General features: G+C 67.1%; 10 protein-coding genes and 1 riboswitch. Of the genes, 5 read left to right on the top strand and 5 right to left on the bottom strand.

Going from position 1 to position 14,595, the window contains the following annotated elements:
- The first annotated feature begins 219 nt into the window (after positions 1–219).
- Positions 220–2,952 carry a preprotein translocase subunit SecA gene (gene secA, locus ACVOKU_RS12315; protein ID WP_053516445.1) on the top strand — a complete coding sequence of 911 codons (2,733 nt, stop codon included), beginning with the start codon at positions 220–222 and terminating at the stop codon, positions 2,950–2,952.
- A 102-nt stretch (positions 2,953–3,054) separates the two neighbouring features.
- On the top strand, positions 3,055–4,008 hold the full coding sequence (locus ACVOKU_RS12310) for a Nudix family hydrolase (protein ID WP_481560051.1): 954 nt from the start codon (positions 3,055–3,057) through the stop codon (positions 4,006–4,008).
- 71 nt (positions 4,009–4,079) lie between these two features.
- Here the strand turns inward: ACVOKU_RS12310 and ACVOKU_RS12305 are convergent, their stop codons facing one another.
- Positions 4,080–4,658 carry a DUF4124 domain-containing protein gene (locus ACVOKU_RS12305; RefSeq protein WP_065175808.1) on the bottom strand — a complete coding sequence of 193 codons (579 nt, stop codon included), beginning with the start codon at positions 4,656–4,658 and terminating at the stop codon, positions 4,080–4,082.
- Between the two features lie 40 nt (positions 4,659–4,698).
- Positions 4,699–5,526 carry a methylenetetrahydrofolate reductase [NAD(P)H] gene (gene metF, locus ACVOKU_RS12300; protein ID WP_053516480.1) on the bottom strand — a complete coding sequence of 276 codons (828 nt, stop codon included), beginning with the start codon at positions 5,524–5,526 and terminating at the stop codon, positions 4,699–4,701.
- 138 nt (positions 5,527–5,664) lie between these two features.
- Here metF and ACVOKU_RS12295 point away from each other — a divergent pair, with 138 nt between their 5' ends.
- Positions 5,665–6,222 carry a DUF3228 family protein gene (locus ACVOKU_RS12295; protein ID WP_065182799.1) on the top strand — a complete coding sequence of 186 codons (558 nt, stop codon included), beginning with the start codon at positions 5,665–5,667 and terminating at the stop codon, positions 6,220–6,222.
- A gap of 26 nt (positions 6,223–6,248) precedes the next feature.
- Here the strand turns inward: ACVOKU_RS12295 and ACVOKU_RS12290 are convergent, their stop codons facing one another.
- From ACVOKU_RS12290 to ahcY, 3 genes are all read right to left on the bottom strand, one after another.
- Positions 6,249–6,734 carry a hypothetical protein gene (locus ACVOKU_RS12290; RefSeq protein WP_053516441.1) on the bottom strand — a complete coding sequence of 162 codons (486 nt, stop codon included), beginning with the start codon at positions 6,732–6,734 and terminating at the stop codon, positions 6,249–6,251.
- Positions 6,734–7,207: a Cys-tRNA(Pro) deacylase gene (gene ybaK / locus ACVOKU_RS12285; protein WP_053516440.1), complete on the bottom strand. Its 474-nt coding sequence runs from the start codon at positions 7,205–7,207 to the stop codon at positions 6,734–6,736. Before ybaK ends, ACVOKU_RS12290 begins: the two co-directional genes overlap by 1 nt.
- A 249-nt stretch (positions 7,208–7,456) precedes the next feature.
- The gene (gene ahcY / locus ACVOKU_RS12280; protein ID WP_053516439.1) at positions 7,457–8,902 is read right to left on the bottom strand and encodes an adenosylhomocysteinase; all 1,446 of its coding nucleotides are present in this window, start codon (positions 8,900–8,902) and stop codon (positions 7,457–7,459) included.
- Between the two features lie 36 nt (positions 8,903–8,938).
- Positions 8,939–9,022, bottom strand: a riboswitch (S-adenosyl-L-homocysteine riboswitch).
- A 118-nt stretch (positions 9,023–9,140) separates the two neighbouring features.
- On the opposite strand from ahcY, the gene ACVOKU_RS12275 reads away from it, so the two are divergent.
- On the top strand, positions 9,141–11,657 hold the full coding sequence (locus tag ACVOKU_RS12275; protein ID WP_481560050.1) for a S9 family peptidase: 2,517 nt from the start codon (positions 9,141–9,143) through the stop codon (positions 11,655–11,657).
- Between the two features lie 169 nt (positions 11,658–11,826).
- The gene (ppc, locus tag ACVOKU_RS12270) at positions 11,827–14,538 is read left to right on the top strand and encodes a phosphoenolpyruvate carboxylase (RefSeq protein ID WP_481560086.1); all 2,712 of its coding nucleotides are present in this window, start codon (positions 11,827–11,829) and stop codon (positions 14,536–14,538) included.
- The last annotated feature ends 57 nt before the right edge of the window (positions 14,539–14,595 follow it).

The raw sequence follows: 14,595 nt of genomic DNA, 5'->3' as shown, positions 1-14,595 counted from the left end.
TCCTTTCGCCACGGCGAAAGGGATCTGACCCCTTTGCTCACCCCCGGTTTGCCGGATCCGGGCCGATCACGCCGCACGGGACGCTTGAAACCCCTCCCGGCCGTCCCAAGCTACAATGGGTGTTGCCATCGACAGGGCGCCAAGCGCCCTGTTTCGTTTGCGGCGGACGGATTCCCCAGGGAAGGCCGGGCGTCGTGTCCATCCAACCCGGTTCCTTCAATGATCAACAGCCTGCTTACCCGCGTATTTGGCAGTCGTAACGAACGACAGCTGCGCCAGCTCAACCGCATCGTCGCCAAGATCAATGCGCTGGAGCCGGAGATCGAGAAGCTTTCCGACGAGCAGCTGCAGGCCAAGACGCCGGAGTTCAAGCAGCGCATCGCCGGCGGTGAGGCCCTGGACAAGGTCCTGCCGGAAGCATTCGCGGTCTGCCGCGAAGCCGGTCGCCGCGTGCTCGGCATGCGCCACTACGACGTGCAGCTGATCGGCGGCATGGTCCTGCACCTGGGCAAGATCGCCGAAATGCGTACCGGTGAAGGCAAGACCCTGGTGGCCACGCTGCCGGTGTACCTCAACGCGCTGGAAGGCAAGGGCGTGCACGTGGTCACCGTGAACGACTACCTGGCCCGCCGCGATGCCGCGCAGATGGGCAAGCTGTACAACTGGCTGGGCCTGAGCGTGGGCGTGGTGTATCCGGGCATGCCGCACAGCGACAAGCGCGAAGCCTATTCCGCCGACATCACCTACGGCACCAACAACGAATTCGGTTTCGACTACCTGCGCGACAACATGGCGCTGTCCAAGGCCGATCGCTACCAGCGCGGCCTGCACTACGCCATCGTCGACGAAGTCGACTCCATCCTGATCGACGAAGCACGCACCCCGCTGATCATCTCCGGCCCGGCCGACGATTCGCCGGAGCTGTACATCCGCGTCAACCGCATCGTGCCGAACCTGGTCAAGCAGGAAGTGGAAGACGGCGAGGGCGACTTCTGGGTCGACGAGAAGGGCAAGCAGGTGCACCTGTCCGAAGCGGGCATGGAGCACGCCGAACAGCTGCTGGTCGAGGCCGGCATCCTCAACGGCGACACCGAAGGCCTGTACGCGGCGCAGAACCTGACCGTGGTCCACCACCTCAACGCCGCCCTGCGCGCGCACGCCATCTACCAGCGTGACGTGGACTACATCGTGCGCGATGGTGAAGTGGTGATCGTGGACGAGTTCACCGGCCGTACCCTGGCCGGTCGCCGCTGGTCCGACGGCCTGCACCAGGCGGTGGAGGCGAAGGAAGGCGTGCCGGTGCAGCGTGAGAACCAGACGCTGGCCAGCATTACCTTCCAGAACCTGTTCCGCATGTACAAGAAGCTGTCCGGCATGACCGGTACGGCCGATACCGAAGCATTCGAGTTCCAGAGCATCTACGGCCTGGAAGTGGTGGTGATCCCGACCAACCGCCCGACCATCCGCAAGGACAGCCCGGACCAGGTGTTCCTCAACCGCAAGGGCAAGTTCAACGCGGTGCTGGCCGACATCGAGGAATGCGCCAAGCGCGGCCAGCCGGTGCTGGTGGGTACCACCTCGATCGAAACCTCGGAAATGCTGTCCGAGCACCTGCGCAAGGCGGGCGTGAAGCACGAAGTGCTCAACGCCAAGCAGCACGACCGCGAAGCGACCATCGTCGCCAATGCCGGTCGCCCCGGTGCGGTGACCATCGCTACCAACATGGCCGGTCGTGGTACCGACATCGTGCTCGGTGGTTCGCTGGAAGCCGAGCTGCATGCGCTGGGCGAGGATGCCACCGATGAACAGAAGGCGGCGATCAAGGCCGACTGGCAGCAGCGCCACGAAGCAGTGAAGGCGGCAGGCGGCCTGCACATCGTCGGCACCGAGCGCCATGAATCGCGTCGTATCGACAACCAGCTGCGTGGCCGTTCGGGCCGCCAGGGCGACCCGGGTTCGTCCCGCTTCTACCTGTCGCTGGAAGACAACCTGATGCGCATCTTCGCCTCCGACTGGGTGCAGAAGGCCATGCGCATGATGGGCATGAAGGAAGACGACGTCATCGAGGACCGCCTGGTCAGCCGCCAGATCGAGAAGGCGCAGCGCAAGGTCGAGGCCCACAACTTCGACATCCGCAAGAACCTGCTGGACTTCGACGACGTCAACAACGACCAGCGCAAGGTCATCTACGCCCAGCGCGATGAACTGCTGGACGCCGAATCGGTGAAGGAGAACGTCGATGGCATCCGCGACGACGTCGTCTTCGACATCGTTGCGCGTTTCGTGCCGCCGAACTCGGTGGACGAGCAGTGGGACCTGCGTGGCCTGGAAGCGACCCTGGAGTCGGAGTTCGGCCTGCAGATGTCGCTGACCGACCTGGTCAAGTCGCACGAGGAACTGGACGCCGAAACCATCGCCGCCAAGGTGCAGGAGCGCGTCAACCAGCACTTCGCCGAGAAGGAAGCCAGCGTCGGCGACGAGACCATGCGCGCGCTGGAAAAGCACGTGATGCTGACCGTGCTGGACCAGAGCTGGAAGGAGCACCTGGCACGCATGGACTACCTGCGCCAGGGCATCTACCTGCGGGGTTACGCGCAGAAGCAGCCGAAGCAGGAGTACAAGAAGGAAGCCTTCGAGCTGTTCTCGGACATGCTGGAGAACGTCAAGCGCGAAGTGGTGACCCTGCTCGCCCGCGTGCGCATCCGCAGCGACGAGGAAGTGCAGGCACTGGAAGCGGCCGAGCGCCAGCAGGTCGAAGCACGCCTGCGCCAGTCGCAGTTCCAGCACCAGGACGCCGGCGGCTACAGCGCCGACGAGGAAGCGGCGCAGGTGCAGGCCGCACAGCAGGGCGTGGCCCAGGTGCAGCGCGAAGAAGCCAAGATCGGCCGCAACGATCCGTGCCCGTGCGGCAGTGGCAAGAAGTACAAGCACTGCCACGGCCAGCTGAGCTGACCGGCCAGAGAGCCCCGCGGAAGCGGGGCTCTCCCGTTATGGGGCAGGAAAGTACGCGATCCGCGATTGCGCCGGTCCCCCTGTTGTAGGCATGCTCCCTGCATGCCTTCCCCCACCCGATCGATCCATGTCGTGGCGGCCGTCATCACCGACGCCCGTGGCCGCGTGCTGCTCAACCGTCGTACCGAGAACCGCGACATGGCCGGCCTGTGGGAGTTCCCCGGCGGCAAGCGCGAAGCGGGCGAAACCTCCGCGCAGGCCCTGGTGCGTGAACTGCGCGAGGAACTGGGCATCGAGGCCGAGGTCGGCGACTGGATCATGGACGTGCCGCAGCGGTACCCGGACAAGCACCTGACGCTGGAGGTGCGGCACGTCCGCAGCTGGAAGGGCACGCCGCGCGGTCGCGAAGGCCAGGCCATCACCTGGGTCGCGCAGGACAAGCTCGGACGCTACTCGATGCCGCCGGCCGACCTGCCGGTGGTGGCGGCACTGCGCGAGCCCGACTGCTACCTGGTCACCCCTGCACCGGGTGAGGACGATGCCGGTCAACGGCAGTGGCAGGAACGGCTGCAGCGCGCGGTCAGTGGCGGCCAGCAGCGCATCCAGCTGCGCCTGCCGCTGCAGCATCCTCGCCGTCAGGCCCTGATCGAGCAGGCGCTGAGCGCGCACCGGCGCGGGGTGCAGTGGCTGCTGAACCGCGATATCGAACTGGCGCGCGCGCTGGGTGTCGGCGTGCATCTGGGCAGCGAACAGCTGTTGTCCCTGCAGGCGCGACCGTTGCCGGATGGGCAGCTGGTGGGAGCCTCCTGCCACGATCTTGAGCAGCTGCAGGCCGCACAACGGCTGGGATGCGACTTCGCCGTGCTTGGGCCGGTGCAGGCGACCGCCAGCCATCCCGAGGCAACGCCGCTGGGCTGGGATGCGTTTGCCGCCCTGCGTGCACAGGTATCGCTGCCCATCTACGCGCTGGGTGGGATGGCACGCGGCCAGGTCGCTGAGGCGCGCCGCCATGGTGGGCAGGGCATCGCCGCCATCCGCAGCCTGTGGCCGGAGTAGAGCACGCTCGCGGGGTCAGATCCCCGCGCAGCCGGGCTCTGACCCCATTGCCGGGATCGGACCCCTAGCGATCACAATGTGATCCAGAAACAGCCGTACTGACGTCGCAGTCCCAGCACCGTCGCGGCGCGGGTGGCGCTGCCAGGCAGCGTCTGCTCAAGCCGCAGGCCTACGGGATGGCGCGATGCGGAGGGCTCGGTCGCGGATCCGGCCAGTGCAGGATCCTCGTCCTGGAGAACGGCCTGTGCCTGCTGCGGATAGACCGGCACGACGTCCACCAGTGGCCGCCGCGCCAGCGACTCCAGCTGGCCGAGGATGCGCTGCGCGCCCGCGTCGGACACCGCCCCCCAGAGATAGAGTGAGGACAAGCGGTTCACGTCGTTGCCGGTGATGCCGGTGCGCAGGGCCTGTACCAGCTCGCTCAGGCGGCGCGGGCAGCGCGCCCCCAGCGAGTCCTGCGGCAGGTGGTTGCCGGCAGGAGCGGGAGGTGGCAGCCGTGATCGCGCGCCGATGCTGTCGCAGGGCCGGTCGGTGTAGACGCTCTGGCCTTGTGCATCGGTGCAGCGGTTCAGGCGCGAGGCCTGGCCGTGGGCAACGCCGGGCGCAGCGGACAGCAGCAGCGGCAGCAGCAGGAGTGAAATGGATCTCATCGACGCAGGGTAGCGCCGAATGCACGCGCGCAGCGTGCTTTCAGCCCTGCAGCAGTTTCAACACGGCCGTCGTCGGCTTGGCCAGGTTCAGGGTGTAGAAGTGCAGGCCCGGCGCGCCGCCTTCGATCAGGCGCTGGCACAGCTTGGCCACCACTTCGGCGCCGAACGCACGCACCGATGCCGCGTCATCGCCGTAGGCCTGCATCTTGCGGCCGATCCAGCGCGGGATCTCGGCGCCGCATTGCTCGGAGAAGCGGCGCAGCTGGCTGAAGTTGGCGATCGGCATGATGCCGGGCGTGATCGGCACGTCCACGCCAAGCCGGCGCACTTCATCCACGAAGTGGAAGTAGGCGTCGGGGTTGAAGAAGTACTGGGTGATCGCCGCGTCGGCGCCGGCATCGATCTTGGCCTTGAAGTGCTTCAGGTCGGCCAGGGCATCGGAGGCCTGCGGATGTGTTTCGGGGTAGGCACCGACCTCGATGCGGAAGGCATTGCCATGTTCGGCACGGATGAAGGCGATCAGTTCGGCGGCGTAGCGCAGGTCGCCAGGAAAGCCCATGCCCGAGGGCAGGTCACCCCGCAGTGCGACCAGCCGGCGGCAGCCGATGGCGCGATACAGCTTGAGCAGCTCGCGGATTTCCTGGCGGGTGCCGCCGACACAGGAGAGATGAGGCGCCGCCTCGAAGCCGTGGTGCTGGTTGAGATGGCGCACGGTCTCGGAGGTGTAGCTCAGGGTCGAGCCACCGGCGCCGAACGTACAGGACACGTACTCGGGCGCGTAGTCCTTCAGCTTCGCCGCGGCACGGTCGAGCTGGCTGCGCTGTTCGTCGGTCTTGGGCGGATAGAACTCGAAGCTGATGGCGGTCATGGCACGGGCGATGGCGGCGGGTGCGAACCAGTATATCGCTTCATCAAGATGGATGTGCAACGAATGTGTGAAGCGCCTGCCGCGAAGGGGGAAGGGCGGGTACCCTGTGCCACTGAGTTCCTGATCACGCCGCACACCATGTCCATCGTCCTTACCGATTTCGCCCGTCCCCGCCTGTTCCCGCGCGTGCCGCGCGGCAACACCATCCAGGACTGCACTGCCGAGCAGTTCGAGGCCCACCTCAATGCGCATGCGCCACTGAAGGTGCTCGACGGCTACGCGCCGTTCTGCAAGCTGTTCGTCTACGAGAACTGGACGAGCACGCGCTGCCTGACCGTGCCGGTCACCGATGCCAACCGCCACCTGCTGCGCAGCGGCTACGAAGCGCGCAACCGCGATGAGCTGCCGGTGCTCGTGCGTTGGTTCGAAGGCGTCGAATCGCCGCGCGCGAACTACCTGGTGGTGATCCTGTACAGCGCCGAGCAGCTGGCCAAAGAGGGCTCACCGATTGATGCGGACTGGGGCATCGTCGGCTGCATCTACACTGCCGAACCGGAGGAGGTGCCGATGGCGCCGATCACGATGATGCGCAATGCGCTCGGTGTGGAGGAGGGCGGTTCCGGCGTGCCGCTGGACCGTGAGGCCTACCAGCGTTCGGTGGCGTTCTGGGAGAACAACGCCAACTGGCGGCCGTAAGCCCGGTCAGGTGCATCCGGCCGCGCTCAGCCGGAAAGCCATTCCCACCACGGGTAATGGTATTCGCGGTCGATTGCCTGCCAGTGCTGGCCGCAGTGTGCACAGGCGACCGTGTGGCAATCGCCCCACCCATCCTCGGCCTCCTGCAACGAGAGCAACTGCATGTGGCCTTGTTCAATCAGGCGCCGGGGATCGAAGAACGGGTAGGTGGGGTTGAGCGCGCACAGGCAACCCTCGCGCGCCTGCCAGTAGCGCAATCGCCGCAGCGCCGCCTTCAGGTGCGCCTGGTTGCTGACCAGCATGCCGCCGAGTTCGATGGGCTGGCAGCGTCGCTCGATCAGGTCGGCGTGCGATGCCAAGGCCTCCAGCGAGGAGGGGGTGAACAACCGCGCAACCGTGCGCGCGGCGTCAGTGATGCGGCTGGCGTCGCGCGACAGCAGATCCTGCAGCAGCACGTCGGCCTGTGCATCGTCGAGCCGGGGTATCGGCGCTGAGGACCACGGCCAGCGCATCAGCGGGCCTTGCCGATGGCGGCGTAATGGCCGGCCGTAAGGCGCAGCAGGTCGGCCGGCGCCAGTTCCACTTCCAGTCCACGACGCCCGGCGCTGACATGCAGGCTGGGCAATACCTGCGCACTGGCATCCAGGAACGTGCGCAGGCGCTTCTTCTGCCCGAGCGGGCTGATGCCACCGACCACGTAGCCGGTGGCGCGCTGGGCAGCATCGGCAGCGGCCATCTCACACTTCCGGCAGCCGGCTGCTTCCGCCAACGCCTTCAGGTCCAACTGGCCGGCCACCGGCACGATCGCCACCAGCAGCTCGTGGGTTTCGGTGCTGGCCAGCAGGGTCTTGAATACCTGTGCCGGGTCGAGGCCCAGCTTGTCGACGGCCTCGCCACCATACGATTCGGCGTGGGCATCGTGCACGTAGCTGCGCACGGTGTGGGCGATCTTCTCGCGCTTGAGCAGGGTGATGGCCGGAGTCATGGGCGCATCGTAGCGCGGCGCGACGCGGCTGCCTTGACCGAGGCTGTTGCCGTGATCTGGTAGTGCCGGACCATGCCCGGTGGCGTGGAGATCGTATTGCCTGCGTGTCGATGAGAAGGCGCCTTGTACCCGCCGGGCATGGCCCGGCGCTACCGGGATGCTCATGGGCCGGCGCTACCGGCGTGCCGAATGCAGAACGGGCGCCCGAAGGCGCCCGTTCTTTCTGCTTCCGTTATCCCGGGCGCGGCATCAGTAGCGGTAGTGGTCCGGCTTGAACGGGCCTTCCACCGGCACGCCGATGTAGTCGGCCTGTTCCTGGGTCAGGGTGGTCAGCTTCACGCCGATCTTCTCCAGGTGCAGGCGTGCCACTTCCTCGTCCAGCTTCTTCGGCAGCAGGTAGACCTTCTTCTCGTAGTTGTCCTTGTTCGCCCACAGGTCGATCTGTGCCAGGGTCTGGTTGGCGAAGCTGTTGGACATCACGAAGCTCGGGTGGCCGGTGGCGCAGCCCAGATTCACCAGGCGGCCCTCGGCCAGCAGGAAGATCGCATTGCCGTTCGGGAAGACATACTTGTCGACCTGCGGCTTGATGTTGACGTGCTTGATGCCCGGGTAGGACACCAGCGCATCGACCTGGATCTCGTTGTCGAAATGGCCGATGTTGCAGACGATGGCCTGGTCCTTCATCGCGCTCAGGTGCTCGATGCGGATGATGTCCTTGTTGCCGGTGGTGGTGACGTACAGGTCGGCGCGGCCCAGGGTCGATTCGATGGTGTTGACTTCATAGCCTTCCATCGCTGCCTGCAGGGCGCAGATCGGATCGATCTCGGTCACGACCACGCGTGCGCCGTAGGCACGCAGCGAGGCGGCGCAGCCCTTGCCGACGTCACCGTAACCGCAGACCACGGCCAGCTTGCCGGCCAACATCACGTCCATCGCGCGCTTCAGACCATCGGCCAGCGACTCGCGGCAGCCGTACAGGTTGTCGAACTTGCTCTTGGTGACCGAGTCGTTGACGTTGATCGCCGGAATCAGCAGGGTGCCGGCCTGGGCCAGCTGGTACAGGCGGTGCACGCCGGTGGTGGTCTCTTCGGAGACGCCCTTCCAGTCCTTCACCACGCGGCCCCAGTAACCCGGGCGCTCCTTGGCCACGCGCTTGAGCAGGTTCTTGATGACCTGTTCCTCATGCGAGGAGGAGGCGGTGTTGACCCAGTCACTGCCGTTTTCCAGCTCGTAGCCCTTGTGGATCAGCAGGGTGACGTCGCCACCGTCATCGACCACCAGCTCCGGACCGGTCAGGGTGCCGTCGGCCAGGGTGAAGGTCAGCGCGTCCAGGGTGCAGTCCCAGTACTCTTCCAGGGTCTCGCCCTTCCAGGCGAACACCGGGGTGCCGGTGGCGGCGATGGCCGCAGCCGCATGGTCCTGGGTCGAGAAGATGTTGCACGAGGCCCAGCGCACGTCGGCGCCGATGTCCTTCAGCGTTTCGATCAGCACCGCGGTCTGGATGGTCATGTGCAGCGAGCCGGTCACGCGCACGCCCTTCAGCGGCAGCTCGGCCTGGTACTTGCGGCGGATCGACATCAGGCCCGGCATTTCATGCTCGGCGATGTCCAGTTCCTTGCGGCCCCAGTCGGCCAGGGTGATGTCGCGGATCTTGTAATCGCCTTCGGTGGAGAAGGTCTTGGCAACAGCGTTCATGCAGTAGCTCCGGTTGTGGGCGAGCGGGTGCTCGCATCTAGCCGGGCGCCGTTGTTACAGAGCCACCTCACCGAGCCTGGCCGGCCTCATGGGGGTCCGGTCGCAGCGCCCCTCGGGAGGGGAGAACGGCCATTATATCGCGCGCCCGGTGTTTCATCGGCGTGACCCAACCATCGGCAGATGGGCGCCTGTGCACGGACTGTTAAGGTCGGGTTTTAACGCACCCTCAGGTGGAACGATGAGCATGCATGTACGCCGCAACCGGCGCTTGACCGGCCTGGTCCTGTCCATGGCCCTGCTGGCGGTGGCTCCGCTGGCCTGGGCGGCAGTGCCGCAGCCCGCGGCGGCCCAGGCCCAGGGCGCAAATGGCTACGAGCTGCCCTCGGCCGCGCTGCAGGCGGTGGTCGACGCCCCGCGTGCGCCCTCGCTGTACCTGTCGCCGCGCCGCGATGTGGCCGCGCTGATGCAGATGCCGTCGCTGCCGTCGATCCAGGTGGTGGCCCAGCCGGAACTGAAGCTGGCGGGCCTGCGCATCAACCCGCGCACGTTCTCCGACAGCCGTTTCAGCTTCGGCGAGAAGCTGTGGCTGATGAACGTGGCCGACGGCAGGGAGCGGCAGATCAGCGGCCTGCCGGGCACGCTGTCGATTGCCAGCCTGGCCTGGTCGCCGGACCAGAAGTGGCTGGCCTTCAATCAGGTCGACGCCGCCAGCGGCGCCAACGAATTGTGGCTGGTGGATGTGGCCGCCGGCAGCGCCCGTCGCCTGGTCGCCGGCCTGAACACGGTGATCGGCAGCGGCTACCAGTGGTTGCCGGACAGCCGCGGTCTGGTGGTGTTCACCCGCCCGGCCAACCTCGGCGCCGCCCCGGCCGCCGACGGCATTCCCACCGGCCCCGCCGTGCAGCAGACCAGCCAGGGCGGCGGCGTGGTGTCGATCCGTACCTATCAGGACCTGCTGAAGAACGAGGCCGACGCGCGCCAGTTCGACTACTACGCCACCACCCAGCCGATGGAAGTCAGCCTGGATGGCCGCACCCGCGCGATCGGCGCGGCGGGCATCTTCATGGGCTTCTCGGTATCGCCGGATGGCCGCTTCGTGCTGCGCCAGCCGGTGCAGCGGCCTTACTCCTATGTGGTGCCGGTCAGCAGCTTCCCGCGCCGCATTGAAGTGATGGACCGTGCCAGCGGCCAACTGGTGCACACCGTGGCCGTGCGCCCGCTGGTGGAAGGCCTGCCGACCGGCAACGACGCCGAAGTGACCGGCGTGCGCGACATCAGCTGGCGCGGCGATGCCGATGCCACACTGGTCTGGGCCGAAGCCCAGGACGGTGGTGATCCGAACCGCGACGCCAAGGTGCGCGACGCGGTGCTGATGCAGGCCGCCCCGTTCGACAGGCCGCCGGTGACGCTGGCCCAGCTCGGCAGCCGTCTGGCCGGCATCAGCTGGGGCCGTGGCGACCTGGCCCTGCTGACCGAGTCGTGGTGGAAGACCCGCAGGACCAAGACCTGGTTGATTGCCCCGGACAACGCCGGTACCGAGCCGCGCCTGCTGTGGGATCGTGATGCGCAGGACCGCTATTCCGATCCGGGCCGGCCCCAGCTGTCCAGCGACGATCGCGGCCGCTCGCTGCTGCAGACCAGCCCCGATGGTGGCAGCCTGTATCTGGTCGGTGCCGGTGCTTCGCCGGAAGGTGACCGTCCGTTCGTGGACCGCTTCGACATCGCCAGCGGAAAGGCCACCCGCCTGTTCCACTCGCAGGCGCCGAACTATTCGGTGCCGGTGGCATTGCTGGACAACCAGGGCAGCTCGCTGCTGCTGAGCCGTGAAAGCCCGGACGAGCCGACCAACTTCCATGTGCAGTCGCTCACCGATGCCAGCGCGGCACCGCGCGCGCTGACCCACTTCCCGCATCCGCTGCCGCAGCTCAAGGGCGTGCAGAAGGAGCAGATCCGCTACAAGCGTGCCGACGGCGTGGACCTCACGGCCACGCTGCTGCTGCCGCCGGGCTACGATCCCACGCGCGACGGCCCGCGCCCGCTGCTGATGTGGGCCTACCCGGGCGAGTTCAAGAGCGCCGCGGCCGCCAGCCAGGTCACCGATTCGCCGTACCGTTTCAACGCGATCAGCTACTGGGGCCCGCAGGCCTTCCTGGCCAAGGGCTATGTGGTGCTGGCAAGTCCTTCGATGCCGATCATCGGCGAGGGTGACAAGGAACCCAACGACACCTATATCGAACAGCTGGTGGCCAATGCCCAGGCTGCGGTGGACGAAGTGGTGCGCCGTGGCGTGACCGACCGCGACCATATCGCCATCGGTGGCCATTCCTACGGTGCGTTCATGACCGCGAACCTGCTTGCGCATACGCGCCTGTTCAAGGCCGGCATCGCCCGCAGTGGTGCCTACAACCGTACGCTGACGCCGTTCGGCTTCCAGGCCGAAGAGCGCAACTACTGGCAGGCGCAGGACGTGTATCAGAAGATGGCGCCGTTCAACTATGCGGACCGGATCAAGGATCCGATCCTGTTCATCCACGGCGTGGATGACAACAATTCCGGCACCTTCCCGATGCAGAGCGAGCGCATGTTCGCTGCGGTGAAGGGACTCGGAGGGACGGCGCGCCTGGTGATGCTGCCGAACGAATCGCATGCCTATCGTGCACGCGAATCGATCATGACCATGCTGGCCGAGAGCGAGCGCTGGCTGGAGCAGACCATCGGCCCGGCAGCCTCCGGCAAGGCGAAGAAGAAGCGCTGACACGTGCATGCCGGCGGCCCCTGTGAGGGGGCCGCCCCGGTCCGGCTGCAATCGACACCGGCAGCGCTGGCGTTGCATGCAGATGAAACCATTTCTGCATCGCAGCACAGCCCACGATCTGGGATAGGCTTGGATCCTGGATCCGTTGACCGAGGCCTGTGCGTCGCCGATGAACGAGTACCGCAGCAGCATCGAGTTCGCTTCTCCCGATCTTCCGCTCCGCGATGACGTGCGCCGGCTCGGCGCGCTGGTCGGCGACCTGCTGGTCGAGCAGGTTTCGGCAACCTTCCTCGACGATGTCGAGGATGTGCGCACGCGGGCCATCGCCCGCCGCGAAAACCAGGCGCCGCTGTCGGAGCTGGCCGAAGGCCTGGCCGGTCGTACGCCGCAGCAGGCCGAGACGATGGTGCGGGCGTTCAGCACCTACTTCCAGGTGGTCAACATCGCCGAGCGCGTGCACCGCATCCGCCGCCGCCGCGACTACCAGCGCGCCGGTACTGCCGCGCCGCAGCCGGATGGCCTGCAGGATGCGCTGCAGCACCTGAAGGCGCAGGGCGTGACGCTGGATGAGTTGGCGCAGTGGCTGCCGCGCATCGATATCGAACCGGTGTTCACTGCGCATCCCACCGAAGCCGTGCGCCGCGCACTGCTGGAGAAAGAGCAGCTGATGGTGGCCAGCCTGGTCGACAACCTCGACGGCCAGCGCACGCCGGGCGAGGCGGCAGCGGATGCTGCACGCTTCCGCATGGCGCTGACCGCTTCCTGGCAGACCACCGACTCCTCGCCGGTGCGGCCGACGGTCGATGACGAGCGCGAGCATGTCGGCTTCTATCTGGTGCAGGTGCTGTACCGGGTGATACCCGTGCTGTACGAATCCCTGCAGCAGGCGCTGCGTGATACCTATGGCGAAGAACTGGCGCTGCCGCGCCTGCTGCGTTTCGGCACATGGGTGGGCGGCGACATGGACGGCAACCCGAACGTGGACGCCCGCACCATCCGCAGCACGCTCGATGCCCAGCGACAGGCAGTGCTGGGGCGCTACCAGAAGGAACTGCTGCAGCTGGCCAGCCTGCTCAGCCAGTCCACCGAGCGGGTGGGGGTGAGCAATGCGCTGCAGGCGCGCGTGTCGCACTACCAGCAGCTGTTGCCGCAGGTGCAGTCGCGCCCGCGGCACGCCGACATGCCGTACCGGCTGCTCAACGACCGCATGCGTGCACGCCTGCAGGCCACCCTGGACGATGCAGAGGGGGCCTATGCAGGCCCGGACGAGCTGATCGACGATCTGCAGCTGATCCTCGACAGCCTGCGTGCCAACCGTGGCGAGCATGCCGGCGGATTCGCCGTGCAGCGACTGTTGTGGCGGGTGAAGACGTTCGGCTTCCATCTGGCGCGGCTGGACGTGCGGCAGGAGTCGAGCGTGCATGCGCGTGCGCTGGCGGCAGTGCTGGGCGGTGAAGCGGCCTGGGAAGGAATGGATACATTGGCCCGCGCCGGCCTGCTCGGCCCACACGCCAGCGGCGAGCAGCCGCTGCCGGTGGGCGACGACGAAGGCAACCAGCGATTGGATGCGGTGTTCGCGGCGCTGGCCGACGCGCGCGCGCGGCATGGCAGCGAGGCGCTGGGCAGCTACATCATCTCGATGGCACATGACCGCAGCGATGTGCTGGCCGTGCTGGCGCTGGCGCGCCGCGGCGGATTGGCTGACGAGGACGGCGCGGTGCCGCTGGACATCGCACCGCTGTTCGAGACGGTGGACGATCTCAAACGCGGTACTGCGACGCTGCGCGACCTGCTGGCCGATCCGGTCTATCGCGCTCATCTGCGGGCACGCGGTGATGTGCAGATGGTGATGCTGGGTTACTCCGACAGCAGCAAGGACGGCGGCATCGCCGCCTCGCGCTGGGGCCTGCAGCGTGCGCAGGTGGAACTGCTGGACGTGGCGGCGGAGGCCGGCATCCGCCTGACCTTCTTCCACGGCCGTGGTGGTTCGATCAGCCGGGGCGGCGGCAAGACCACGCACGCGGTGGACGCGTCGCCACGTGGCAGCATCGATGGTCGCCTGCGCGTGACCGAGCAGGGCGAGGTGATCCACCGCAAGTACGGCATCCGCGCGCTGGCGCTGCGATCGCTCGAGCAGGCCACCGGTGCGGTGCTGCGGGCCAGTCTGCGTCCGCGTGCCGCGGAACCCCGCGAGGAGGGCTGGCGGCCGGTGATGGACGTGGTCGCCACGGCCAGCAGCGAGGTCTATCGCGCCTTCGTCGGCCAGGCCGGTTTCATGGATTACTTCCGTACGGCGACGCCGATCGATGTGATCGAGCGGATGACGCTGGGTTCACGGCCGTCGCGTCGTCTCGGCCAGGATGCGGCACTGGGCAACCTGCGTGCGATCCCGTGGGTATTCGCCTGGAGCCAGGCCCGCGCGGTGATTCCCGGCTGGTATGGCGTGGGCAGCGGCCTGCAGGCGGCGGTGGATGCCGGCCATGAACCCGTCCTGCGCGACATGGCGCGCGACTGGCCGTTCTTCCGCACCTTCCTGGACGACATCGCAATGGTGCTGTCCAAGGGCGATATCACCATCGCCGAACAGTTCTCGCGTCTCTCCGGTGACCTGCACGGGCGCTTTTTCCCGCAGATCCAGCACGAACTGGCGCTGACCCGCCGCTGGCTGCTGGCACTGATGGACCAGCAGACCTTGCTGGAGCACGATGCGCGGCTGGCGCTGTCGATCCGCCTGCGCAATCCCTATGTCGATCCGATCAGCGTGCTGCAGGTGGACCTGCTGCAGCGCTGGCGCGCAAGCGGGCGGGAGGACGAAGAACTGCTGCGCGCGCTGGTGGCCTGCGTGAATGGTGTCTCGCAGGGCGTGCAGAACACCGGGTGATCCGCATCCGCCGGGCATGGCCCGGCGCTACCCGCCTCGGTGGGTGCGAGGCTTGCC

The organism is Stenotrophomonas sp. STEN147, from assembly GCF_056757995.1.
This window is presented reverse-complemented; position numbering and strand designations above follow the sequence as displayed.